The following is a 22,790-nucleotide window of genomic DNA, read 5'->3' as shown; positions in this document are numbered from 1 at the left end:
GTGCCACTGCTGATCACCGAGGCAGCAGGCCGACGCGTGGTACCTCTCAAGGGTCTGCCCTCGGGGGTAGTGGCGCTGACCGTGCCCCGCAAAGGACCCGAGGGACCTCGGGTGCCGCGCGATAGGCGAGGGAGAGTCGCGCCCCGGCAGGTCGACCTGGTCACCGAGGACGCAGTGCCGCCGTTCCAGCCGCCGATCGGTTTCCCATCGGGCGATTTGATTTGGCTTCTTCGGATTGAGGGACAGAAGCAGTGGGCGACCGTCACCAAGCGCCTCGGTAAGACAGCCTGGGAGATCGTCGTCGCTCTGCTCCGCAGCGGTGGCGTCGTCGTTCGCTGTGAGGTTACGTCCGAGCTCGGCTACAAACCCCTCCGTCTGCGCCTGTCCGCCGCATGGGCCGCAGTCGCGGCCGACCAGCTCCGCCAGCTGACCGACCAGCCGGACCCCTATGCGGCGAGGCAAGCGCTTCTCGAGAGAATGGCAGACGTTCCTCAGATGGCCGACGAACGTGCTCTGCTGGCGGCCATGCCCGAAAACGACGACCTCGACGTACCGCCCGGGTCACGATCCGGTGCCAAAAGATGGAGCCTCTACGACCACGCGATTCGTGCGGCCTGCACGTGGTTCTCAAGATATGCCGGCACGGATCAGGTAGACGCGACCGAGTTGGCCGCGGTCGCCTTCCAAGAATCCCACACCAAGTGGACGCCGCCGTTGCGGGCCGCGTTCGCGAACCTCGTAGGAATGTCGTGGGACTCGGCTGTGCTACCCATCGACACCGAGGTGACTCTCCGCGGCCCGCTTCGCTGGACGATCGGTGAGGTCGTGGCAGACGCAGCCACAAGTGTTCCGTGGATCGGCCTGCCGTCCAATGGACTGTGCACTCTCGGCGTCGTCGAATCTCGAGCTCGCGGCGTTCTTCTCATAGAGAACAAGTCGAACTTCGAACGAGTGTGCGCGATACCCGAGATCGTTGACAGATGGCTATGCGTATGGGGACGCGGATACGCCCGAGACGGCCTCGTCACGCTGGTTCGAGCTTTGGCGCCCGAACATGTCGCGGCATGGGGTGACCTTGACGCCCACGGCATCGCCATCGTCGCCGATCTGGCAGAGCGGCTCGAGCGCTCGGTCGTGCCTGTCGGCATGGATCCCGAGATCTTCCGGACCGGCGTCAAACGGAAGCGAACTGACGAGGAACGTCGCGATGCTCGCGAACTGGCCGAAAAGATGGCGACATCGGCCCCCGAGCCGCTCCGCCCTCTGGCCGAGCTCATCGCTATGTCCGGTGATAGCTGTGAACAGGAGACAACCCGCCAACGGGTCGTGCCCCAGCTACCCCGCATGCTACGTGCGATAGAAAATGGTGATCTGGTGCGTTGTCCATGATCGTTTGCCGGATGTGAGCGGTCAGGCGGCCTTCGTTCGGGGCCGTCCCCAGCGTTGCCGGCATTCGCTGCGCGGGCTCGTTCACGGCACTGCGGGGACTGGGCAGCCGTCTACAAGTTCGGCGACGCGCTCGGCAACCTGGCCAGGTGTGTGGAACCAGGTCGCCGTGAACGTCCAGCAGGGATTCCTGGCCCTGGACGCGGGCTGGGACGGCAACGTCAACGACGACGCCGCCGGCTACTTCACATCACTGGCGAGTTCGACCAGTGAGCTACGGTTCGCCCTGACGGATCTCGGGGAGAACTACCACAAGGCGGCGAACGGGGCTTGGGGATCGTCCACCCACCTGGGCAATCTGATCCAGGCGCTTGTGGACAAGGCGATCGTTGCCGGCGTTGTCGCCGTCGGCAGCGGCGCGCTGATGACCACCGGGGCTGGCCTGGCCGGGTATGCGGCGCTGGCCCTGATCGTGGCTGACATGGTGACGCTGGCGAGCAATATCTCAGCGGTCATCAGCACCGGGATGATGGCCATCTTCGGCTCCTTCGGCATGAGGATGGACATCGCGTACCAGGGCGGAAGCTTGGAAAGCATCCCTTCCCCCGGGCGCCGTACGTCGGGCCGGGCGCATGAGTGGCGCGATGGAGAGGAACGAGCCACCCCTTGATCGGGACCTCGATGCCATGACGGGTGACCCGAGGGTCAGCCGGGTGGTCAAGGAGAGCCTGGACCGGCTTCGGTCGGGCCTCGCCGGCCCGGAGATCGCCGAGATGGCTCGCGACCTGCTGGCAGGCAGGATTGAGCTTCGCGGCCTGGCCGACAGTCCGATATACGGCGACGCGCTATACGAAGGCATCGAACCGGCCTTCGATGCCGTCCGGCCGAAAAGAGAGACCACGTAGAAGAGGTGGGGCGGGCGGGACTCGAACCCGCGACCGAGGGATTATGAGTTTCCCCTTCGAACGTCCACCGCGATCCACCCGAGTACAAATCAGCAGGTCAGATGCGGTCAGAAGACGCCGGTAGACGAAACCGGATCGCGGCATACCGCAACTGAGTTTGCAACGGCCGAACCCCGGCTACGTAAAGTAGGCGGGCCCGGAAACGCGGTGTTGGTAGCACCGGCCGGGCCCTTGATCGCCCCAGGAGGCGACCCAGTGAGCACCGTACCCCCCACCGCAATCCCGAACGTCATCAACGAGGCCATCAAGGCCCTGAAGCCCTTCGCCCCCGCCGACCGCGAGCAGGCGGAGAACATGCTCCTGTTCTGGCGTCGCCGCGCCGAGCTGACGCCGGAGACCACCGAGCAGGTGCTCGACCGGCTGTTCCCCGCCGACGACGCGCCCGACATGGAGAACCCGGACGTCCGCGAGGGCTACGTGGCCGGCTACCTCGACGCCATCGCCGTCGCGACGCGGCTCTACGCCGAGAAGCGCGACCAGGGCGACAAGGGTGTCCACCGGGCGGACGCCCCCGGCGAGGGCGAGAAGGGGTACGCGTTCGTGCGTACCCCCGCCAGCAAGCTCATCGACCCGCCGGCCTGCCCGTCGTGGTGCGACGGCGTGCACCTGAGCGAGCAGGACTCCGACGAATTCCGCGACTGCACCTCGGAGGAGGTATTCGTCCCGGTGCGACGAGCCGGCGAGCGCGGCTGTGAGGTGTTTCAGATCAACGCGGTCCGGACGTTCAACAAGATCGTCGGCAAGCTGTCGCGCCCGATGATCCAGATGGAGGACTACGACCTCTTGCCACGGGAGGCCCGGGCGCTCGCCCGCGAGCTGATCCACGCGGCCGACCTGATCGACGGCTGACCAACCGCACCACGGCGGCGGCCCGCAGCCACTCTGGGGCGGACCAGCGGCGGGAACCATTGTGCTCCGGCCAACGGTTGCCGACCTGCACCGTCGTTACGGCAGTGCAGGTCCGGCCAACCACCGTCGTAACGACGGTGGTTGCCGAGCCCCGTGGACCCCAGGGGGTACGGACAGTGTCCGCACCCGGCGGCGGCCAGGCCGTTCCGAGCTGCGTGGGCCAGAGGCCCACACAGGCCCCCGGCTCGGCCTCCGTGGTGCTGGTGACTGCGGAGGCTCCCGGCTCGGCAACCGCAGGGATATCCCCACGGTTCCCTCCACCGGTCCGGCCTCCGATCGACTCCCGGAAGAGGGTGTCGGCAGTACCGACCCCCTTCTTCTGGCGCACTCAACGCGCACGACTTGGCGCACTCCCGGTGCGCCGGTTCCAGCCGCCCCAGTGCGCCAACAGAGCAGCTCCGGACGGCGGCTGATCAGCAGAAACGCACTGCTCCGGGTGTACCGCAGACCCGGCCCTCAGTGCGCCACATCGGCCGTTCCGGCGCTCACTTCCCAACGCCCCAGCGCATCGACAGGAGTGACGATATGCGCAGCACGGAAACGCCCACCCAGAAGACCCTCGACTGCCCGTCGTGGTGCGTCGCCAACCACGCTTCCGCGTTCTCCCGCAAGCAGGAGGCCGAGCAGCGCGAGCGGGTGCACTTCGGCCGCGGCCAGATCCTCGGCGGTATCGAGATCGGTGGCGCCGAGACGACCGCCGGCGTCGAGGTGACCCGCGTCGACGACCTCGTGAGCGGCACCGCCGGCCCGGTCGGCGTGAGCACGTTCGTCGAGGGCGTGCTGACTCCCGAGCAGGCCGCCGAGTACGCCTCGATGATCCTGCGGGCGCGCGCCCTGGCCGTGGAGGCGAACCGGTGACCGGCCGCGACGAGAAGGGGCTCAGCCCGGTTGAGACCCCTGGCGCCGGGCCCTGGACGCGGGCGCAGTTCCTCCGCGTCGGCACGCAGGTCATGACCGAGGACGGGTGGCAGACCATCCGTGGTCTGGTCATCTTCGCCGACGCCGACCAGGTGACCGTGTTCACCCCGCAGCGCGACGACGAGTGGACCGGCGGGTGGCGGTTCCGGTTCAACGAGATGGTGCGCTACCGCGACGCGGCGCCGGCCGACGGGTGCCCCGCGTGGTGCACCGAGCACTACGACGGCGGCGAGCGGCGGCAGCAGCGCTGCCACTCCAGCTTCCCGCAGTCGGTCCCCGTGGCGGACGTGTACGCCGGGACGCGGCGGGAGCTGGGTGTCTGGCTGGAGCGCCGCGACGACCGGGAGACGGGCGTGGCGGAGACCGTCGGAATCCTCGAGGTGCGCCGGCTCGCCGAGGACGTCGAGCTGACGCCGGACGCGATGCGTCAGCTGGCCGAGCTGCTCCAGCAGCTCGCCGACCAGGCGGACGGGCGCCGGAGGTAGGGACCGGCGTAACGCCGGTGCCCTGCCTGGAGGCTGGCGCTGGAGGGGTACCCGCGGTGTGGGTGCCCCTGGCGTCGGTACTGGCTACTCCCAGCGATGGCGACGGGGAGTAACCGGCGCCGGCCCGTGCACACGGTGTACACCGTGCGATCGGGTGCGGCCGGTTCCTGCATAGGGCCCCTGTGGATCGCCGTGCGAAGCGCTGGTGTGGACGGTGCGCACCGTGCGAAGTGACCCAGCGTGCCCACGCGGCAAGATCCAGAACCCCTCCCCTCCCCCGGCCAGGGGCCCGGGGTCAACGGGTTCAACGCCCCGGTCACCGACGGGTTCAGTGGTAGTGAACCCGTCGATGAACCCGGCCGCCGGCTCGGGCGCTTACGTGCCAGAGGTGGTATCGCGGATGACGCTGTGCCCGCAGGGCAACATCACATGTACCACTGTCCTCGGCACCATCACACTGTCCCGGAGCTCGAAGTCCAGCGGCTCCGCATTCACCGCTGCGACGACCGCGCCGCACACCGGACACGCCCCTCCGGTAGTGACTCCGCAAGCCGCCCACGGCTGATGGTCAGGGTGGGCGGCCGCCTGCAGCTGGCGGACTCGGGCGATGTCGGCCTCATGTTCTGCGGCGGTCTGCGGGGCGTGGTGCTTCGGCTTGATCACAGCGTCTCCCACGGTCTCGGCGCCGGCTCGGCGAACCGACGGAGCTCCATCACCTCATCGCTGCGATCGTCCCGCGGAACCGCCGTCAGCACATCCGCTGCGGCCATCGCCAAGGTGTGGACATTCCAGGGGACGGTACGGATCGCTTCCAGCGCCAGGGTGGCTGCGCCGCGGACGTAGCCGGCCCGCGCCACCGACAGCGCGTAGTAGATCCGGGACTCGGCCAGCCACAACGGGGTCTTGGCCAGCACCGCCTCCGTCTCATCCCGAGCCCGTTCGGCGCTCTGCGTGCCGCCGACACGGGACTCCACGAAGATGTGGAAATTCGCGGTCCGAGCCACCGGCCCAGTCGGACCATCGTCGGGCAGCTGGTCGGCGAGCTCCCGCATCGCCCGCACCGCGGCGCGGCCGCCATCGACGTCGCCGGTCATGGCCGCCACGCCGGCCAACGCCGAGCGCGCCTCCAGCAGGCCGAGCGTCGGCGTCTTCGTTACGGCCAGGGCCCGCTCGGCGATGCCGACGACCTGTTCACGGCTCATGCCCTCGTACACGCCGCGGGACGCGGCGCGGCCAAGCACGTAGGTCTCGATCGCAGGGTCGCCCGACTTGCGGGCCAGAGCGGAAGCGGTTCGATACCAATCGAGGGCCGCCGGGAAACGGCCCTGGTTGCCCTGCCAGAGGCCATAGAGCAGGCTCAACATGGCGGCGGCCCGCACATCCTCCACACCACCCTTGTCGGCGATGGCCTGCCGGACCATGAGCAGCTTCGCCCCGATGCTCGCCCCGAACTCGGCGTCCGGCGCGAGCACCAGGCGGCGCTGCATCTCAGCGATCGTGGCGTCCCAGTCCTCCGGCTGCTCGATCGCATCAAGCAGCCCGAACCGGAGCAGCTCGTCCAGGGTGACCCGGCCAGTCGTCGCGGTGACGCTGGCGGCAGCGCTGATCATCCACAGCATCGCACGTCGCTGCATCGCGCCTCCTCCTTCCCCCTCGACGAGCGTCTGGAGGGCCCCGTCGGCACCCAGCGCCTTGTCGAGAGCCTCGGCGTGGTGCGGCCGCAGGATCCGATCACCGGTCTCCAGCTTGCTAATCAGAGTGCGATCCATGCCGGCCCGCTTGGCGAGCCCGGCGAGCGAGTACCCGGCCGCTTCCCTCAAGCGTCGCAGCGTCGCGCCGGGCGACCCGCTCTCGTTGTCAACACCTGTCAACACCCGTCGACACCCCCCGAAGCGCTGCTCTCCCCACCGTAGGGCTGCTCAGCCTTCCTGCGCTGCCCCTCGTCGCTCAACCGGACGACCGGAGTTGTCACCTGGTGTCAACAGCGGCATGACTCACAAGCGCCGACACGGGCAGCACGATCGGATCGGCGGCGGCGGGCACGTCCAGCGTCGTGAGCGGTTGAGCCCGTCGCCGTCCCTGGGCGGCGGCGCGGCCATCCATCGAGATCGTGGGAAATGCACCGGTCTCGTCGCCGCCCCTCCAGCGTGGCGGCCGGGATCCCGTTTTTCCACACCCGGCCGCCACCCCGCTACCTGGGGAGGACGGATGCTCACAGAGATCGCGCGCCACCTGCTCTACCGCCGCCGGGCCGCCGCCGCCCGCGCCTGGCGGGACGCTGAACGCGCCCAGGCCGCCGAGCGGAACGCCGCGGTGCGCCGGATCGTTGCCCAGGACGTGCCCGACCCGGCCGGGAGGCGAGGCTGATGCTCCGGACCGGTGACGTCATCCACGTGACGCGGGCGGCGAGCGTGCAGTTCGCCACGCACCCGATCCTGTTCCGGGTCATCCGGGTGCTGAACTGGACCACGTACGAGGGCTGGGTATGGCTCGACGGGTACGAGCTGAACGCGGCCACCGGCGACGCCGTGGACCGCCGGACCATCTTCGTGCAGCCCGCCGGACTGCGGCCGGTCGGCAAGGCTCCTGACCCACGGGCCCGCAACGCCCGCACGCCCGCGGCGCGCCGGCCGGCCACCCGGACGAGTTCCCGATGACCGCACTGGAGGGCGTGGCGCTGCGCCGCCGTAGTCGGATTGTGGTCGCCCGGCGCACCGGGTGGCCGGCCGGCGCGCTGGCCATGTGCGAGAGCCTGGATGCCGCACACCCCGGCTGGTGCGCGAGCTGGCTGGGTCCGAACTACGGCCGGGGCTGGGAGAGGCCGGCCGGGTTCGCCGCGTGGCGGCCCGGCTGGTGGATGGTCGGCTGTGACGACCTGCGCCGGCTGCCGCAGGGCGGGATCGCCCGCAGGGTGGTGGCGTGGGGGCCGAGCGTCGCGGAGTTGGAGGCGCGGATCGCTGTGATCGAGGCGCTGCACGCCGAGGAGGAGGCGAAGGAGGAGCAGCTCTACTCGGCGATCCGGCGGGGCCTGCGCTGAACCATCCGCCGCGGGCGCCACGGCGGCGTCCGGCCGGCCGGGCTACCGGCGATAGCGGGGCGGTCGGCCAGTAGCGGCACCGTAAGGTCAGCCGCTACTGGGGCGGCCTGCGGAAACGCCGTCGAACAGCGGTAGCGGGGCGGTCCTGCAGCGGCCCAGGTCGGCGCTCAGGACGCCGCTGGAGACCTCGGCGAGCCGCTACCGCTGTTGTCACCGTCATCGGTGACATCGCTGATCAGGGCGGCATCAAGCCGTCGCGGGAGAGGTCGCGGAAGGGTCGCGGGTCGCGGCAACGCGACCGGGCGCGACCCTGGACTGAGCTGCAGGGTCGCGGGGTCGCGCCGCGCCGGCCTGATGCCGCCGGTCTGCCGCCCTCGCCGATGCAGAGGACAGATGCACAGCGCGACCCCTCCCACTGCCGCGAACGCCGAGTTCCACCCGGCCGCAGAAGCTTCCCGGACCCGGGAAGCTTCCACCCCTCCTATCCGGCGGTCTGGTAGACGGTGGCGGCCGCGACCTCGCCGAGCACGGTGTCAACCTCGATCCGCACCTGGCGGGTGATCGTCTCGGCTCCGAGAGTGATCGGGATGGTTGCCTGCACCGTGATGTTGCGGGCCGCCGCCTGCCCGCCGCCGGCCGAGCCGGGACGCCAGACGGGCTGGTTCAGCCAGCGCTCGCCGACGTGCTGCCAGATCGCCAGCGACCGGGAGCGGTCACCGAGCCGCGGGATGAACGCCTCGCCGCCGGTAGACTCCTCCGCCCAGGCGTACCGGGTCGGGCCGCCGGCCGCGATCTGCGCCTCCCGCAGCCCACCACCGGCCCGCTCGTAGACACCGCCCAGCGCGTTGCGCGACAACGTGATCCGGCCGTACGTCTTGAGCAGCGAGTCGATCTGCGCCCGGGTCATCCCCGACCGGCCCAGGATCGTCCGGAGCTGGGCCAGGTACGAGTTGTAGAGGTTGGTCGCAGCCTTGGCGTTGCCGCCCTCGGCGTACAGGCTCTGCGCCGCCTGCTCGGCCGCCGACAGGTAGGCGAACAGCTGGGTCAGCTCGGCCTGGCCGGTCTTCGTCTTCGTCGAGAAGGTCGGCTTCGTCCAGGCGAACGCGGTCTTGGCATTGGAGATGGCCTCCTCCGCGGCGATCTGGTCGGTGATCGACCGGACCCGGCCCGAGCTGTTCGACGGGGCCCGCGGCGCCGTCTCCGGCAGGTCGTACTTCGGCTTCTCGCTGTACGTCTTGATCAACGCCCGGCGCTGCTTGGCGTTGACCCCCATCGCCTTGAGCGCCCGGTCGAGCTGCTTGATGTAGTCGTCGTAGACCCGGTTCGCGGCCTTCACCGACCCGGTCTCGGCGTACTTCGCCTCGGCCGCCTGCTGGGCCGCCCGGACCCCGGCGATCAGGGCACTGCGATTGTCGCGCCCCTTCGCCGTCGCCGTTGACCAGGTGCGGCCGTTCTCCTTCAACGCCGCTGAGAGCGCCTGCACCGCGCTCCGGGCCGCCAGAAGCGACTCCAGGTAGTCCAGGCGGGTGCCCGTCGGTCGGAAGCCGGTCGGCGTGGTGGTCGACGGGGCCACGTTGACCAGGCCGCCGGAGGCGTAGCCGCGCAGCGGGGTCACCCGCTCCGGGCCGGCCTCGCCGAACTCGTACGTCGCGCCCGACTTGCCGTAGCCGATGACGTGCTCGTTGATCACGCCCCCGTTGGCCATCGCGACGTGGATGTGGTTGCGGTGCGCCTCCATCAACGCGGCGTCGAAGCTGCCCTTGTTGACGCCGCGGGAGTACGCGTAGTCCCTGCTCTTGGTGCGGTGGATCAGCTCCAGCGGCCTCTTGCTGGCGAGGAACGACGCGAGGGCGTCCTGCTCGTAGCCCATCCAGTCGACCGCGCGCCCGGATCCGTGCCACTTCGGGTCGCCGGGACGGAACGCGTTCCCAAACTCGCCGGACAACGGGCCGGTCGACTTGATGAGCTGGACGATCTTGTGCCAGACCCCGGAGTCACCGCGCTGGGCTCCCGGGCTGGACGGCCAGTCCCGGTCGAACACCGGGCCGACCGCCTTCGCCACCTCGGCGCGCGACGGGATCCGGGCGCCGGCCACGCTGGCCGGGAACGGCAGAACCAGGCCGCCGGTCGCGTACCCGCGGACCTGGCCGGTCGCGTTCATCTCGTCGAGCAGGCCCGGATTCGCGGCCTCGATCTTCTGCCGGGCCTCCTTGCGGATCACGAACTCGTCGGCGTGCACCACGCCGGCCGGCTCGTACTTGCCGCCCGGGCCCGTCCAGCCGCCAGCGTGGAACTCCTTGCGAGAGTTCTTGTCGTACGCCGACTGCGCGGCGCTGACCGGGATGCCCTTACGCAGCGCGTGCTGGTAGACCAACAACTTGTCCATCTGGCCGGCAGCGGCGCTGTACCCGGTCAGCTGGACCTCGGCGCGGTAATTCTTCGAGAACTTGTCGCCGTCCTTCTTCGCCTCACGGAACTGGCCGGCAAGGTTCTTGATCTGCTTCTCGCTCAGCCCGGCCGCCCGCAGCGTCGCCCGCAGCTCCGGGGTCATCTGCCCCTTGAAGGTCCCGCCGAGCGCTCCCACCTTGCCCTGCAGGTCGAGCGCCGCCACAGCAAGGTCGCGGGTGGCCTGCTTCGCCTCGGAGCTCTTTTTCCCGTGCTCCTTCGTCGCCTTCGCGACCGCGTCCTGAGCCGCCGCCAGCTTGTCCTGCGCTTCGAGCAGCCCGAAAACGGGATCCGCTTCGGCGCGCAGCTGCTTGGAGAGGTCGTCGAGGGCGTCCCGCTGGCCGCGCACCGCCGCGGCGGACGCGTCGGTGGCGGTCGCGTACTCCTTCTGGTCACCGGCGCCGGACTGCAGTGCGCCGCCCAGCTCGCCGGTCTTCGTGGTCGCGTCGGCGGTGGCCGAGTTGGAGACCTGGAGCGCCGCCGCGTACTGCGGGAACTGCTTCTTGAACTCGTCCATCGAAACGCCGTTGACGGCGAGCTGGTGGGCTAGTTCGGCGAAGGCGCGCTTCGCCGCGTCCGTCTGGCCACCCTGCACCATTTGCGCCAGCGACTGGTCCAGCGCGGTTACGCGTTCCCGGGTGGTGCTGAGGCTGGAGTCGGATTTCGCCAGCGCCGACGAGACGGACTCCAGGCCCCCCTGGAGTCCGACAGCCCACTTCGCGCGAGCGCTGTCGGTGTTGGCGAGCAGCTGGAACTGGCCGTCCAGCTTGCCGAGGTCGCCGCCCAGCAGCCGGGCCATCTCGCCGGTGGCCTTGCCCGTCTGCGCGTACTGGCCCAGGCCGACCGTCAGCGCATCGACCTGCGGATTCAGGTCCGACATGTTCGCCGCGATGGCCATGTCCGCGATCTGCAAGAGGGCGAACGCGCCGGCGGCCTTCCCAGCCGCGCCGGCAGCCCGCTGCAGGCCGGCCGCGGCCTTCGCCCCGGCGGGACCGGTGGCGCGCAACTCCGCCAGCGCCTCGGCGTTCGAGCGGCGCATCTTCACCCAGCCGGCGCCGCCGAGCATGAGCGCGCCGGTCAGGCCGGCCATGATCGTGATGGTCTCGCCGACCGCGGGCGGCAGCTCGGCGAATCTGTCGACGACCGCGTTGGCGCCCTGGGCGAGCATCCGCAGGCCACCGTTCGCCCCGGACCCGCTCTCGATCGCCATGGTCTCCAGCGAGCCCTTGAGGCGCTCGATGTCGCCGATCAGGTTGTCGGTCTGACGGGCTGCGGTGTCCGCCGCATAGCCCTGGTCGTCGACCTTGTCGATCCAGGTCTGGATGCCGGACGCACCCTGCTCGTACAGCACCGATGCAGCCCGGATCGCGTCCGATCCGAAGATGGTGGCCAGCGCGCTGTTGCGCTGCTCCTGGGTGAGGGTGCCGAGCTGCGACTTCAGCGAACCGGCCAGCTTCGTAACGCCGACGAACTTCCCGGACGCGTCGTAGACCTGGATGCCCAGCTCTTCCATCAGCGAGCGGGCCTTGTCGGTCGGGTTGGCCAGCATGAGCATGGCGGTCTTGAGGCTGGTTCCCGCATCCGAGCCCATCAGGCCGGCCGAGGCGAATGCAGCCAGTGTGCCGGTAGTGTCCTCGACGGACAGGCCCATCTGCGCGCTGACCAACCCGGCTTGGTTCAGCGCGGCGCCCAGGTCGTGCACCGACCCCTGAGCCTTGCCGGCGCCGGCCGCCAGCAGATCCGCGATGTGGGGGACGTCGGAGCCCTTGAGTTTGAACTGGGTGAGCGCGCTGGCCGCGGTCTCGGCCGCCTCGGCGACGTCCATCTGACCGGCCGCCGCCAACGACAGCGCGCCGCTGAGGCCGCCGTTGATGATGTCGCGGACGGAGACACCGGCCTTGGCCAGCTCGGTCTCCGCGGCCGCGGCATCGGTGGCGCTGTAGCTCGTCGCCTTGCCGGCCTCCAACGCCGCATCGCGCAACATCTGCATGTCGCGGGCGGAAGCGTGCGTGGCGGCCGAGACGCCCGACATGGCTTTCTGGAACTTCGCCGAGCTGGCGATCACGACGCCGAACGCGCCGACGCCCGCCACCCCCATACGCGCCGCGCTGTCGGCGATCGAGTCCAGGTGCCCGCCGCGGGCCGCCCGTTCCATCTCGCCGCGGAAGTCCCGGACCGCCCGGCCGGCCTCGCGCAGCTTGCCCCGGAAGTCAGCGGTGTCCGCACCGATCTTGACGGTCACGGTTCGAGCCACAGGCGCTACTCCTTATCGATCTTCACGCGTCAGGCGCTGGCGGGACCGAGGTCGGATTCGGTGCTCTCGCCGCCCGAGAGGATCCGGGCGCCCTTCTTGCGCTGCCGGTACAGCTGCTCACCGGCGGCGACAGTTCGGGCGGGGGCGGCCGGCTCGGCGGTGGTGTCCTGGCCGCAGTGCGGGCAGTTCGACATGGAAGAGCTCCGTTCAGTTCGCGGTGTTCGGGGTGACGCCCAGGCGGCGCAAGCGGGCCAGCGCACGCTCCTGAGCGGTCTGCGGCTCGGCGGGGACGGAGGCGTCTCCGAAGCGGCGCCGGACCTCCTCAAGAGCGGCAGCCCGGCCGGAGGTCGGTGACGTGCGAGGCGGGGAGGTGGCGGCCGGGTCGTGGCCACAGCGGGCGCAGGCGGTCATGGTGTGGTCCTCTCGATCACAGGTCCGAGATGCGGTGATGTACCGGCCGGGGCTCGGAGGCGCCGACGTGCACTCCGGTTGCGCCGACGTGACGCGCCTCTTCGGCGTTGGTCTGCTCGGCGACCGCGCGGACGGCCTGCGCCAGGGTCGGCACCCACGCCCGAACGGTGTCGCTGGCCAGCCAGCGCAGGTTGGTGGCGGTCGCGGCGATGTCGAACGGCTGGTTGCCGGTGGTCTCCCACGGCGGCATGACGTAGCGGCCGCCGCGCAGCTGGTTGCGCCAGTCCGGCCACACCTCGTCGATGTTGGCGATCGTGCCGGCGATCCGGAGCAGCTGCCCGACGTAGATCCGCATCGGGACCTCTGAAAGCTCCACCTCGCCCTGACGGCCGGCCGCGGCCACGGTGAGGGCGTGCTGGGCGTTGCGGATCTGGCGGTACCGGTCGATGGCGTCGCCCAGGTCGCCGCGCTCTCCAGCGGCGCGCACGCCGGCCAGCAGGCGCTCCAGGCGGGCGTGAAGGTCGAGCAGGCCGGCATCGGCGCGGCGGGCGTATGCGCCGCCACGGTAGCCCTTGAGCCGCGCGGCAAGGGCGGACCACACGGCGGGCGCGTTGTCGTCGGTCAGGTTCTCGGCGCGGACCTGGTCCTGGCCGGCGGCCAGGGCAAGAAGGATGCTGTCAGCGGTCGCGGCGATGGCGATGCGCTCGCGAGCGGCAGCGATCGGGGCGGTGAGCACGCGGGGTCTCCTCGTGGTCAGGCGGTCGGGGTGAGACCGGCGAGCTGGCGAATGCGGTCCTGCCTCTGGCGGGCGTGGTGGGCCTGGTGCTCCTGCAGCTGCGCGCGGCGGCGCGATGCGTCGGCGCGCAGCGCGTCACGGACGCCGATCGCGTCACGGGCGGCCTGCTCGGCTTCGGCGGCCGCGGCGGTCAGCCGGTGCACCTCGGCCAGCGCCGCCTCGACGGCGGCCTTGGCCTTGCCGGCCCGGTCGACGCTCCGGCCGAAGTCCTGTTCGGCCTGCTCCAGCCGCACCTCGGCGGCCTCGGCCTGCAGGCCCATCAGCTTCGCCCGGGCGGTGGCGAGCTGGTCGGGGATGGTGATCTCGGCGTCGGCCCGCAGCGACATCACCGCCGCGATGTCACCGCGCTGCACCGCGGCTTCCAGCTGCTCCCGGGCCTGCGCCTCGGCCTGCTCCAGCTCGGTCACGGCCTGCTCTGCGGCCAGCAGGTCCCGCTGCCGGTCGAAGGGGCGCACGACGGCGTACAGGGCGGTGCGCAGGCCACCGATCAGGCCGGCGGCCATCGTCCGGGCGATGTCCGGCCGGTCCCCGACGAAGGCGTGGCTCCAGAACCGCTGCGGTATCGCGGACACCGCGTCCAGCACGGCGACAACGGCCTCTTCGGACGCGGCACCCGCCACGGCGGCCAGCAGATCATCGACGGGGCCGAGCAGGTCCACCGGGCCGTCGTCAGCGGTGTAGCGGGCCACCGCGGTGAGCAGGTTCTCGGCGGCGACCTCACGGGCCCGTGAGTCCTCGCCCGCGACGGGGCTCTCCTCCTGGTTGGTCACTCGCTCTCTCCGTTGCCTCGTGCCGAGCGGAAGTGCTCGACGTCCTCGCGGTTGATCAGCCACACGTCACCGGCGCGCTGAGCCGGCAGACGACCATCGGTGATGGCCCGCCGGACCCCGCGGTCGCTCATGCTCAGCAGCGCCGCGGCATCCGCCGTCGTCAGCACCGAATCTGACCCATGATCGGGGCGTTTCTCCAGGTCAGTACCGTGATCGGAACCGGTGCGGTGGCGACGCCAGGCAGCACCGGCCAAGACGATGGCCTCCAGCACGCTGTCCAGCTCGCCATCGATGCCGCGGAGTGTCAGCCGCAGTTCGTCCAGGCGGGCGCGCTTGACCAGCAGGGCGGCGATCCGCCCCGGGACCACCACGGTCGGGCCATCGAGACCGTGGACGTAGGCGGCCGGCGGCCGCGGCACCCGGCTCACCGCGCGGCCCCACGGGCGCCGCAGTCCTTGCCCATGGGCGGAATCTGCTCACAGGACTTGCCGGGACGGTGGCACCCGTGCTCCCGGCACCAGGCGTCACGCTCGGCCCGCCACCACTGCGTGAAGCCCTCCGGAATGGCGGTGGAGCCCTTGCGCGCGGTCCGATGACGGCGGTGATACTCGGCCAGAGCCTGGAGCGTCTGCCGGATCCACAGCGGCGGCGCCTTGCCCTCGCGCCGCTCGACAACCGGCTCCCGGCGCCTCACGACGCCGCCCGACGGCCGGCGCACGGCTGCTCGCCCGCCTCCGCGCACGAGGGGCCGGGCCGCCAGCAGCCGTTGTCACGGCACCACTCGTCGCGGGCGCTCTGGAGCCGTTCGCGGGTCTCGTCGCCGAGGACCAGGGCGCCCTCAGCGTCACGCCCGCCGAAGTGCATCAGGCCCACGACGCGATGCACGATCCAGCGCGGCGGCTTCAAACGCTCCCCGCCCGGGCGCGACTTCTCCCGGCGCCTCACCGGGCCACCACCCGGGGCCGCGTCAGCGCGTACCACTCCGCGCGGCGGCCACGCTCGGCCAGCCACTCCCGGCCGGCGTCCGCCCAGCGCTCATGGCCGCGGATCGCGCGCCACATCGCCGAGCCGAAACCCCAGTCCGCAGGCGGCCGGTCGGCTGGATCGGTCCAGCGGGACGGCTCGAACACCGGCAGCCACGCCGGCACGCCATCGGCGTTCAGCGGGGCCGCGTCCCGGCGCCTCACGCGACACCGCCTCGAATGCCGTAGAAGCCTCTGACGCCGGTGCGCCGCTGCGGCCGGCGGCCCTGCGCCTGGTCGCCCTCGTCACCCGCGGGCATCCGCAACGCCACCATGAGGCGCGCCAAGGCGATGCGCTGCTGGCGGGCCTCGACCGCGGCCGGGTGCGCCTTGAGCCCCTGCGGCGAGGAGATCACCGCGCCGTCGGCCCGGACGCGCTCCTCCAGCTCTTCGAGAAGGTCGACGGTGCGGACGGCCTCGCGCAGCAGCGCCAGCTCGTGCTCGTCAAGGTCGTAGTCGCCGGTGATCGAATCCCAGAGACGCCGGCCTGGCTCACGGAGCCCGACGGGCGGGAAGGCTTCTCACTCACAGTTACTCTCCGTTGATAGGTCGACTTGATTCAGGGGTCGCGGCCAGGGATCCACCTCCCGGCGGTACCGCTTGACCAGGGGATATGGGGATTACCCCCCATACCCGCCCGGTCCACCACTCTCCGTGTTCAGTTACCGATAGTGACCCTTGAGTTGGTCAGTCGCGGACCATGACGTCGTCGACTCGCCGTCCGAGCACCGTGCCGACCGGATGCTGCGCGGCGATCTCGATCAGCTCGGCCACGATCTCCTCGGGGTCGACACCGAGCGACGTCCACCCGGCGCGCTCCAGGCTCGACCGCACGGCCTCGCGGTAGTCCTCCGTCGACAGCGGCACCTCGCCGACCTCGGCGGTGGTCGTGGCCTTGCCGCTGTTGAGTCCGGTGAACGCGCGAGCACAGCCGCAGGCTCCGGGGCTGTCCGGATCCCGTGCGTCCCGGTCGCAGACGGCGCCGAGGTAGACCAGCTCGCCGGGCACGCAGAAGGTGAAGTCGCGTGTGCCGTTGCCCTGAGTCCGATGGGTTGCGATCAGTGCCTTCACGGCTTGCCCTTCTGGTAGTTGATGGCCTGGAGCTGCCGGGCGAAGTGCCGGTACGCGCCGACCTGTTCGGTGTGGAACAGGTGCCGGGTGTCCGGCTTCTCGATGAGGGCGGCCGTGGCGTTGACCGTGGCCATGACGCGCGCGGGGAGTGGCGCCGTGCGCGCCTCGGGCCGCCAGCTCTCGCACGGCGGGCAGAGCCAGTAGAGCCCGGCGGGGATGGGCGGTACGTCCGCGTCGTTGAGCACCGTGCACCGCATCCTGAGCGTCTCCAGCAGGACCACGGGGGTCCAGGTCTCCGCCTCGTCGGTGCCGCAGATGGCGCACTGCCGCACGCTGCTCATGCCGTCACCTCCCGGGCGAGCCGGGCGGCGTCGCGTGCGAGCTGGCCGAGCGCGGCGACCGCTGACGTGCCGATGGCGGTCGAGCCGGCGGCCCGCCCGGCGACGTGCGCGAGGTTCTTCAGGTCCACCGCGCTGAGCGCGCTGACGTCGAGGGTGATCGTGCGGGTTGGTTGGGGCATGTCTCCTCCTGCTGCTCCTCGGCCGCGCTGTGTCCCACGGCTTCCCCGGGGGCTGCTGCGGGCGAGCTTCTGCTGGTGTCGTGCGGCGAGCCCGTGCCGGCGCCGCTCGGCGAACTCCTGCCGGGTCGCCCGCTGCTCCTCCCGCTTGCGCAGGGTCTCTGCGACGGCGGCCTGCAGCCGGGCCTCCCAGTCGTGCTCCTCGACTCCTCCTCGGGGGCGGGCGTCCGGGCCGACCGCGTCCGGGACGGGGTTCTCTTCCTGACCGCGTCCCGAAACCACGTCCGCGACCGCGTCCCCTATAGAGGGGGACGCGGTGGACGCGGTCGGACAACCACGTCCGGGACGGGGTTGGGACGCGGTGGGACGCGGTGGACGCGGTTCACTCACGGCGCCACCTCGCAGGTGCGGTGATGCGCCACGGTCTCGTAGCCCCATCCGCAGTCGGGGCAGGTGTCGTCGTCAGCGGGCCAGTCGATCGGGGCGACAGGGGCGACAGGGGCGACAGATCCCGTGTTTCCGCTGGTGGAGGAGAGCGACAGGTTGTCGCCCCTGCTGTCGCCCGCCGGGGCGACAGGGGCGACAACAGTGCTGACACTGCTGACAGTGCTGACGCTCGGCGCGTTCGTGCTGCTCAGAGCACCTCCGAACCCCACCAACCGACTGTCAGCACCGGTGCTGACAGTGCTGACGCCCTCCGCCGGTCCGACCGAGGTGTCAGCAGTGTCAGCAGCATTGCTGACAGATGCGGAATCGCTCTGGCCTGGGAAAACATCCCTGTCGTCAGCACTGTCAGCGCTGTCAGCACTTCGGAGCATGTCCTCCGCGCGCGGGTGGAGCTCCCAGCCCTTGCCCGCCTTGCGGGTCCAGCCCAGCTCCGAGAGGTAGTCCAGAATCTTGGCCAGTTCCTCGGCGTTCTGTAGCGCCCGGGGGACGCGGCGCATCAGTTCCCGCATGGTGAAGCTGTGCATCGTCTTGGCGACCGCCACGTCGAGCACCTTGCGACCGGCGTCGACCCGCTTGTCCTCGGCTGGGCTGAGCGCGGCCATGGCGTGCGCCCGGAAGTACTCGCCGAGCCGGACCGCGGCGCTCATCGTCTCCTCGCTGATCGGCTGATCCAGGGCGCCGTCGACGCCGGCGGTGTGCAGCGCGCCCGAGATCCGGGCAACCGCGCCGACCAGCTTCGACCCCCAGTCCTTGATGAGCCGTGAGGCGCCGAGCGGACCGTCCGGGCGCAGCATGGTCTCGACCTGGCGCAGGTACTCGATGAGCACCTTGTACGCCTGCTCGCTCAGCGACAGCAGCACCTCGCTGTCTCGCCGGGCCATCGTGAGGGCCAGATCCTCAACGAACGCCCGGTACGCCGCGTTCAGCTGCTCCGGCACCGGCGGGGCGTTCTCATCCCGGTAGCCGACCACGTCCGCCGGCAGGCACCAGAGCACCCGAGCGAGCAGGCCCCGGCCGCCGAATTCCGGCCGGCTCACCATGTCCCGCAGGGCGTACGGCTGAATGGTGGCGATCATCGTCAAGGCGGGCCGGTCGACGCGCTCGGGATCGCGGAACCTGCGGTCCACCCTGATCGAGTCCCCGGCGTGCGCCTTCAGGAGCGGCTCCAGGTTGATCCGCGCGGTGTACCGGCCGGCGAAGTTGTCGAAGACGCCCGCCTCGGCGGTGATCGCGGCGATCCGGCCGCCCTGGTCGGCCATCAGCTTGACCAGCTGCTCCGGCGTGGCGTCGTCGGTGAGCAGCCGTGGCCAGGCGGGCACCTCGATCTCCGCGGCGACCCGGGCCGCTTCCTGGGCCTCCATGATCGCAATCGGGTCCGGGCTCTTGCCGGCCTTCGTCTTGAGCTGGTCGGCGTACCGCTCGCGGATGTCACGCTCGATGGCGGCGTTCCGGATCGGCTCGGCCATCTCTTCGAGCAGGATCTTCTCCGCGTTGTCGAGTGGCGCCTCGCAGGCCGCCACGACGGCGGACTTGCGGGAACCCGGAGCGAGCACCGGCACGGTGTAGGTGTTCGTCGGCTCCGCCCAGCCGCGGCGGATCAGCACGCGCACCCGGCCGCCGATGCACGCGGCCAGGGTGCCGAGCACGACCGCGCCGGCCAGGTCCGGCGGCGTCTGCGTCTCGACCGACAGCGCGGCGGCATACCGGCCAACCAGCCCGGGCAGCGCGTCGAGCGGGAAGGCGGGAAGGCGGGTCTGCCAGCCCAGCGGCAACGGGTCATCCCACCCGCCGGCCGCAACTTCGGACGACGCGGCGGCGGGCGCGGGCGGCTCCACATGCCCGCTGGACGGCTCGAACGGCACGACGTCGCCCAGGCCGTGGCCGGCGTCGAGGTGGTCGCTGATGTCGGCGCCCTTGCCGGCGGTGCGCGACTGCACGATCTCCACCGACCGGGCAACCCCTCGCAGGGTCCGCGCGACCTTCTGAGCGTGGTCGACGCCGGGCTGGTCCCGGTCGGCCACGATGATGACGATGCGGTCGGCGAGCCAGGCGGCGTGCTGCTCGGTCCACTTCCCTGCGCCCTCGGGGTTGCAGGTGGCGACGAGACCCATGGCCGTCAGCCGGTCAGCGTCCTTTTCTCCCTCCACGACCCACACCGCGTGCGACCGGTCGGCGGCAAGCAGCTCAGGCAGCCGGTACGGCAGGCCCTCACCGACCCGGCTGCCGTCGGGAAGCTTCCGCGTCCAGGTCTTCCCGCTGCGCTTGGTCTCGTCCGGACGCCACTGCCGGAACCCCTGGCAGTCGATGCCCTTGCGGTCGCAGCGGGCGACGGCGAACACCAGCGCGCCGTCCTGGTCGCGATACCGGTACTCGGCGACCTTGACGTGCCCGCACGGCAGCCAGGTGTCGACGGGCTGGCTCTCCCGGGGCGCGCAGACGTCCGCGGCCGTCAGCCCGAGCGCGGCGAGGATGTCGTCCGGGTGGCATCCGGCGAAGCAGTGCAGGAGCACCGGCTGGTCGCGTCCGGCCGCCACCGAGAGGCTCGCCGTGCCGTCCTCGTGCGCGGGGCACTGGGCCATGTAGCCGCCGGCGGACTTCCGGACCGCGGCGAGCCTCGGCAGGACCACATCGCGGATGGGGTCGACGGATGGGTGATCGGTCACGCAGCACGCTCCCGCAGCGCGCGCCCCGCCACGGTGCGCTCGGATACGCCGAGGTCGAAGCCCATCCCGGAGTAGTCCACCGCGTGGATCTCCGGCTCGGGGACGTCCAGCAGCTCGTCCAGTTCGCGCCGGGCCCAGCGCCGGGATCGGCGAGACCGCTCGGCAGCCCGCACGTCGGTTACGATCGACTCAGGCTGCCCGGCCTGCTTCTCGCCCGTCCCGTTCGCCGCGGGGCGGGCGTTGTCGTCGGTGGCCATCTCAGGCAGCCGCCCGGCTCTGCTCCTGCAGCAGGCGGTTGACGTACTCCTCAAGCGCGATGGCCGGAATCCGACGTGAGCGCCCGATCTTGATGGACCTCACCTCGCCCGCCTTGATCAGGGCAAACATCTTCGCGCGGCTGATACTCGCTTGCTTGGCGCCTTCTTCGACAGTCAGCAGCAATGACCTGGACACGACATCTCCCATGAGTCAGCAGATTCATTGGACGCGACCATGGCAACACAGTCTGCCGATCCACGCAAGTATCTGCTGACTCATGACAGTCTCAGCTGGTTGACTGACGAACCGGCAGACACCTACCGTTCACCCATGGCTGAGGACCGAAAAGTACGGCTCGACTACGATCCGCACACGAAAATCCCCGAGGGAACGCTGTCGATCAGGCACATCGAGGAGGCCCTCGGTGAACTCTTCGGCGGAGAGTGGTCGGGAAGGCACCGGGGGCGCCTGCTCGACGACGCCGCCGTTTTCTCCCGCTTCTCGGAGTCGCCCTCGGGGCGGAAGGTGCTAACCGGCCTGCTGCTCCTCGGAGACGCCACCAGTGCGATCAAGGGCGAGACCTTGCGTAAGGTCCCGGTCGCACGGATGGAGAACAGCAACAATCTGACACGGAGCTACTGGGAAGGCGACCTCGCCGCCGCCCTTAAAGACTTGCCGCCGCTGCGCCGGGAAGCCGGCATGAGCGCGGAGCAGTTCTCCCAGCTGGTCGCCAAGCATTACGAGGCGTGGGCACCGGCCGTTCCTAGTCCGGCCGCGGCCATCGCCGCCGAATGGGGAGTCAAGTCGGCCACCGTGCACTCGTGGATCAGAGAGGCTCGCCTGCGCGGCTACCTGCCGCCCGCGCGCCAGGGGCGGCAGGGATGAGCGGACGGAAGGCTAACGGCCGCAGCTCGATCTTCCTGGGCAAAGATGGCCGCTGGCACGGATACGTGACGATGGGCGTCAAGGACAACGGCAAGACCGACCGGCGCCACGTCCAGGCCGCGACAGAGAAGGCCGTCACGGCAAAGGTGGTCGCGCTGGAGAAGAAGCGCGATGCGGGCAGCGTCATGACGGTCGGCAAGGTCCCGACGGTCGCCGAGTGGCTGACGTACTGGCTGGAGAACATCGCCGAGCAGAAGGTGCGCCCCTCTACGCTGCAGGGCTACCACTCCAAGGTCACCACGCACCTCATCCCGGGACTTGGTGAGCATCGGCTCGACCGCCTGCAGCCCGAGCACTTGGAGCGGTTCTACGCCGCCTGCTCACGCAAGGGCCTCGCGCCGGCGACCATCCTGCAGATGCACCGCATCCTGAGCCGGGCGCTGAAGGTCGCCATGCAGCGGGAGCGGATCGCGCGGAACGTGTGCACGCTTGTCGACGCGCCGAGCGTGAGCCGCGAAGAGGTGCAGCCGCTGTCGGGCGAGGACGCTCGGGCGATCCTGGACGTTGCTCGCGGCCGTCGGAACGCTGCTCGCTGGTCCGTCGCACTCGCTCTCGGTCTACGGCAAGGGGAGGCGCTCGGCCTCATGTGGGATTACGTCGACCTTGACGCTGGCACGTTGCGCGTGCGGTGGCAGTTGCAGCGCCTGGCAGGCCGCGGCCTCGTGCTGGTCGAGCCGAAGTCTCGGGCAGGGCGGCGGACGATAGCGCTACCGGCACAGCTCGTCGACGCGCTGCGGGAGCACCGGTCTATGCAGGACGCCGAGCGAGAGACTGCTGGAGAGCTGTGGGATGACGCGGTACCCACCATCGGCGGGCAGCAGCTGCGCGGCCTGGTCTTCGCTCAGGTCAACGGTCGACCGCTCGACCCGCGGCGGGATTGGCAGGACTGGAAGGACCTGCTGGCCGCGGCTGGCGTCCGCGACGCGCGGCTTCACGATGCCCGGCACACCTCGGCGAGCCTCCTACTGGCCGAGGGTGTACCTGCCCGCGTGGTCATGGAGCTCCTCGGCCACTCGCAGATCTCCCTCACGCTCGGTACGTACTCGCACGTCGCGCCGGAGGTCTCCCGAGTGGCTGCGGACCGCATCGGAGGGCGACTGTGGGACTAAATTGCAACGGGAACTGCAACGGTCTTCCCAATGCGCTTCGGCCCGTTGTAGAGTCGCCGCAGGAAGATCGTGGTGGGGCGGGCGGGACTCGAACCCGCGACCGAGGGATTATGAGTCCCCTGCTCTAACCCACTGAGCTACCGCCCCGTACCGGCGGCGATCCTATCCCGCTCCCCGGTCCGGGAGCTAGCGATCTATCGCTCCACCAGCGTCTGTGGCACCAAAATGATCGGGAAGCGGGGGTCCGACACCATGTCGGGCGGCTGCGGGTCGTCCGCCGGTGGCGGATCGTCGTCGCCGACGCTCGGGCAGCCGGGGCCGTCCTGGGTGGTGAACTCGGCGAAGTTCTCCGGGTTGAGGTCGCTCATGCCGTCTCCTCCGG

The 22,790-nt window shown here is 70.6% G+C and carries 28 protein-coding genes and 1 tRNA gene; 11 read left to right on the top strand and 18 right to left on the bottom strand.

Annotation, left to right across the window (positions count from 1 at the left end; all coding sequences use genetic code 11):
- From ACTEI_RS06750 to ACTEI_RS06720, 6 genes are all read left to right on the top strand, one after another.
- Positions 1 to 1,389 (top strand): Wadjet anti-phage system protein JetD domain-containing protein, encoded by a 1,389-nt coding sequence (locus tag ACTEI_RS06750; RefSeq protein WP_239082222.1) that lies wholly within the window; start codon positions 1 to 3, stop codon positions 1,387 to 1,389.
- 148 nt (positions 1,390 to 1,537) lie between these two features.
- Positions 1,538 to 2,056: a hypothetical protein gene (locus tag ACTEI_RS06745; RefSeq protein ID WP_122976849.1), complete on the top strand. Its 519-nt coding sequence runs from the start codon at positions 1,538 to 1,540 to the stop codon at positions 2,054 to 2,056.
- Positions 2,031 to 2,291 (top strand): hypothetical protein, encoded by a 261-nt coding sequence (locus tag ACTEI_RS06740; RefSeq protein WP_145830811.1) that lies wholly within the window; start codon positions 2,031 to 2,033, stop codon positions 2,289 to 2,291. The genes ACTEI_RS06745 and ACTEI_RS06740 overlap by 26 nt, the downstream gene beginning before the upstream one ends.
- A 255-nt stretch (positions 2,292 to 2,546) precedes the next feature.
- Positions 2,547 to 3,200, top strand: a complete 654-nt coding sequence (locus tag ACTEI_RS06730) for a DUF6907 domain-containing protein (RefSeq protein ID WP_122976847.1) — start codon at positions 2,547 to 2,549, stop codon at positions 3,198 to 3,200.
- Positions 3,201 to 3,785: 585 nt separating this feature from the next.
- Complete coding sequence (locus tag ACTEI_RS06725; RefSeq protein WP_122976846.1) at positions 3,786 to 4,118, top strand: DUF6907 domain-containing protein; 333 nt, start codon at positions 3,786 to 3,788, stop codon at positions 4,116 to 4,118.
- Complete coding sequence (locus ACTEI_RS06720; RefSeq protein WP_122976845.1) at positions 4,115 to 4,663, top strand: DUF6907 domain-containing protein; 549 nt, start codon at positions 4,115 to 4,117, stop codon at positions 4,661 to 4,663. The genes ACTEI_RS06725 and ACTEI_RS06720 overlap by 4 nt, the downstream gene beginning before the upstream one ends.
- A 659-nt stretch (positions 4,664 to 5,322) precedes the next feature.
- Here ACTEI_RS06720 and ACTEI_RS06710 read toward each other — a convergent pair.
- A complete protein-coding gene (locus ACTEI_RS06710) occupies positions 5,323 to 6,537 on the bottom strand; it encodes a helix-turn-helix domain-containing protein (protein ID WP_122976843.1) in 1,215 nt (404 codons plus the stop codon).
- A gap of 334 nt (positions 6,538 to 6,871) precedes the next feature.
- Between ACTEI_RS06710 and ACTEI_RS36795 the strand changes: the two genes are divergently transcribed.
- From ACTEI_RS36795 to ACTEI_RS06700, 3 genes are read left to right on the top strand one after another with little or no spacing between them, the layout of a single operon-like run.
- On the top strand, positions 6,872 to 7,030 hold the full coding sequence (locus ACTEI_RS36795) for a hypothetical protein (protein WP_164465863.1): 159 nt from the start codon (positions 6,872 to 6,874) through the stop codon (positions 7,028 to 7,030).
- Positions 7,027 to 7,320, top strand: coding sequence for a hypothetical protein (locus tag ACTEI_RS06705; RefSeq protein WP_122976842.1), 294 nt, complete (start codon positions 7,027 to 7,029; stop codon positions 7,318 to 7,320). The genes ACTEI_RS36795 and ACTEI_RS06705 overlap by 4 nt, the downstream gene beginning before the upstream one ends.
- Complete coding sequence (locus tag ACTEI_RS06700) at positions 7,317 to 7,700, top strand: hypothetical protein (RefSeq protein WP_145830810.1); 384 nt, start codon at positions 7,317 to 7,319, stop codon at positions 7,698 to 7,700. The genes ACTEI_RS06705 and ACTEI_RS06700 overlap by 4 nt, the downstream gene beginning before the upstream one ends.
- A 481-nt stretch (positions 7,701 to 8,181) precedes the next feature.
- On the opposite strand, the gene ACTEI_RS06695 is transcribed toward ACTEI_RS06700, so the two are convergent.
- The 15 genes from ACTEI_RS06695 to ACTEI_RS06630 form a co-directional block, all read right to left on the bottom strand.
- Complete coding sequence (locus tag ACTEI_RS06695) at positions 8,182 to 12,399, bottom strand: phage tail tape measure protein (protein ID WP_145830809.1); 4,218 nt, start codon at positions 12,397 to 12,399, stop codon at positions 8,182 to 8,184.
- Positions 12,400 to 12,428: 29 nt separating this feature from the next.
- Positions 12,429 to 12,593 (bottom strand): hypothetical protein, encoded by a 165-nt coding sequence (locus ACTEI_RS36790; protein ID WP_164465862.1) that lies wholly within the window; start codon positions 12,591 to 12,593, stop codon positions 12,429 to 12,431.
- A 13-nt stretch (positions 12,594 to 12,606) separates the two neighbouring features.
- The gene (locus ACTEI_RS36785) at positions 12,607 to 12,810 is read right to left on the bottom strand and encodes a hypothetical protein (RefSeq protein WP_145830808.1); all 204 of its coding nucleotides are present in this window, start codon (positions 12,808 to 12,810) and stop codon (positions 12,607 to 12,609) included.
- Positions 12,811 to 12,826: 16 nt separating this feature from the next.
- Positions 12,827 to 13,546 carry a hypothetical protein gene (locus tag ACTEI_RS06690; RefSeq protein WP_122976839.1) on the bottom strand — a complete coding sequence of 240 codons (720 nt, stop codon included), beginning with the start codon at positions 13,544 to 13,546 and terminating at the stop codon, positions 12,827 to 12,829.
- Positions 13,547 to 13,563: 17 nt separating this feature from the next.
- Positions 13,564 to 14,376: a hypothetical protein gene (locus ACTEI_RS06685; protein ID WP_122976838.1), complete on the bottom strand. Its 813-nt coding sequence runs from the start codon at positions 14,374 to 14,376 to the stop codon at positions 13,564 to 13,566.
- Positions 14,373 to 14,804 (bottom strand): helix-turn-helix domain-containing protein, encoded by a 432-nt coding sequence (locus ACTEI_RS06680; RefSeq protein WP_122976837.1) that lies wholly within the window; start codon positions 14,802 to 14,804, stop codon positions 14,373 to 14,375. The genes ACTEI_RS06685 and ACTEI_RS06680 overlap by 4 nt, the downstream gene beginning before the upstream one ends.
- A 262-nt stretch (positions 14,805 to 15,066) precedes the next feature.
- On the bottom strand, positions 15,067 to 15,321 hold the full coding sequence (locus ACTEI_RS06670; RefSeq protein ID WP_145830806.1) for a hypothetical protein: 255 nt from the start codon (positions 15,319 to 15,321) through the stop codon (positions 15,067 to 15,069).
- Positions 15,318 to 15,563: a hypothetical protein gene (locus ACTEI_RS06665; RefSeq protein ID WP_122976834.1), complete on the bottom strand. Its 246-nt coding sequence runs from the start codon at positions 15,561 to 15,563 to the stop codon at positions 15,318 to 15,320. The genes ACTEI_RS06670 and ACTEI_RS06665 overlap by 4 nt, the downstream gene beginning before the upstream one ends.
- Positions 15,560 to 15,754 carry a hypothetical protein gene (locus ACTEI_RS37705; protein WP_203723792.1) on the bottom strand — a complete coding sequence of 65 codons (195 nt, stop codon included), beginning with the start codon at positions 15,752 to 15,754 and terminating at the stop codon, positions 15,560 to 15,562. Before ACTEI_RS37705 ends, ACTEI_RS06665 begins: the two co-directional genes overlap by 4 nt.
- A gap of 331 nt (positions 15,755 to 16,085) precedes the next feature.
- Positions 16,086 to 16,469, bottom strand: coding sequence for a DUF7715 family protein (locus ACTEI_RS06655; protein ID WP_122976833.1), 384 nt, complete (start codon positions 16,467 to 16,469; stop codon positions 16,086 to 16,088).
- A complete protein-coding gene (locus tag ACTEI_RS06650; protein ID WP_122976832.1) occupies positions 16,466 to 16,810 on the bottom strand; it encodes a hypothetical protein in 345 nt (114 codons plus the stop codon). Before ACTEI_RS06650 ends, ACTEI_RS06655 begins: the two co-directional genes overlap by 4 nt.
- Complete coding sequence (locus ACTEI_RS36780) at positions 16,807 to 17,268, bottom strand: hypothetical protein (RefSeq protein WP_145830805.1); 462 nt, start codon at positions 17,266 to 17,268, stop codon at positions 16,807 to 16,809. The genes ACTEI_RS06650 and ACTEI_RS36780 overlap by 4 nt, the downstream gene beginning before the upstream one ends.
- Positions 17,269 to 17,372: 104 nt before the next feature.
- Positions 17,373 to 20,096 (bottom strand): DUF3987 domain-containing protein, encoded by a 2,724-nt coding sequence (locus ACTEI_RS06640; protein WP_145830804.1) that lies wholly within the window; start codon positions 20,094 to 20,096, stop codon positions 17,373 to 17,375.
- Complete coding sequence (locus ACTEI_RS06635) at positions 20,093 to 20,353, bottom strand: hypothetical protein (protein ID WP_122976829.1); 261 nt, start codon at positions 20,351 to 20,353, stop codon at positions 20,093 to 20,095. Before ACTEI_RS06635 ends, ACTEI_RS06640 begins: the two co-directional genes overlap by 4 nt.
- 1 nt (position 20,354) lies before the next feature.
- Positions 20,355 to 20,549 carry an excisionase family DNA-binding protein gene (locus tag ACTEI_RS06630; RefSeq protein WP_239082651.1) on the bottom strand — a complete coding sequence of 65 codons (195 nt, stop codon included), beginning with the start codon at positions 20,547 to 20,549 and terminating at the stop codon, positions 20,355 to 20,357.
- A 135-nt stretch (positions 20,550 to 20,684) separates the two neighbouring features.
- Between ACTEI_RS06630 and ACTEI_RS06625 the strand changes: the two genes are divergently transcribed.
- Together ACTEI_RS06625 and ACTEI_RS06620 are read left to right on the top strand one after the other, a co-directional pair.
- Positions 20,685 to 21,239 (top strand): hypothetical protein, encoded by a 555-nt coding sequence (locus tag ACTEI_RS06625; RefSeq protein ID WP_122976827.1) that lies wholly within the window; start codon positions 20,685 to 20,687, stop codon positions 21,237 to 21,239.
- Positions 21,236 to 22,408 (top strand): tyrosine-type recombinase/integrase, encoded by a 1,173-nt coding sequence (locus ACTEI_RS06620; protein WP_122976826.1) that lies wholly within the window; start codon positions 21,236 to 21,238, stop codon positions 22,406 to 22,408. The genes ACTEI_RS06625 and ACTEI_RS06620 overlap by 4 nt, the downstream gene beginning before the upstream one ends.
- Before the next feature lie 70 nt (positions 22,409 to 22,478).
- Here the strand turns inward: ACTEI_RS06620 and ACTEI_RS06615 are convergent.
- Both ACTEI_RS06615 and ACTEI_RS36775 read right to left on the bottom strand, forming a co-directional pair.
- Positions 22,479 to 22,555: transfer RNA gene (locus ACTEI_RS06615), tRNA-Ile, on the bottom strand.
- Positions 22,556 to 22,602: 47 nt separating this feature from the next.
- Entirely contained in the window at positions 22,603 to 22,776 is a 174-nt protein-coding gene (locus ACTEI_RS36775) for a hypothetical protein (protein WP_164465861.1), read from the bottom strand.
- Positions 22,777 to 22,790: the final 14 nt, after the last annotated feature.

Source organism: Actinoplanes teichomyceticus ATCC 31121 (assembly GCF_003711105.1).
Lineage (GTDB): Bacteria > Actinomycetota > Actinomycetes > Mycobacteriales > Micromonosporaceae > Actinoplanes > Actinoplanes teichomyceticus.
This window is presented reverse-complemented; position numbering and strand designations above follow the sequence as displayed.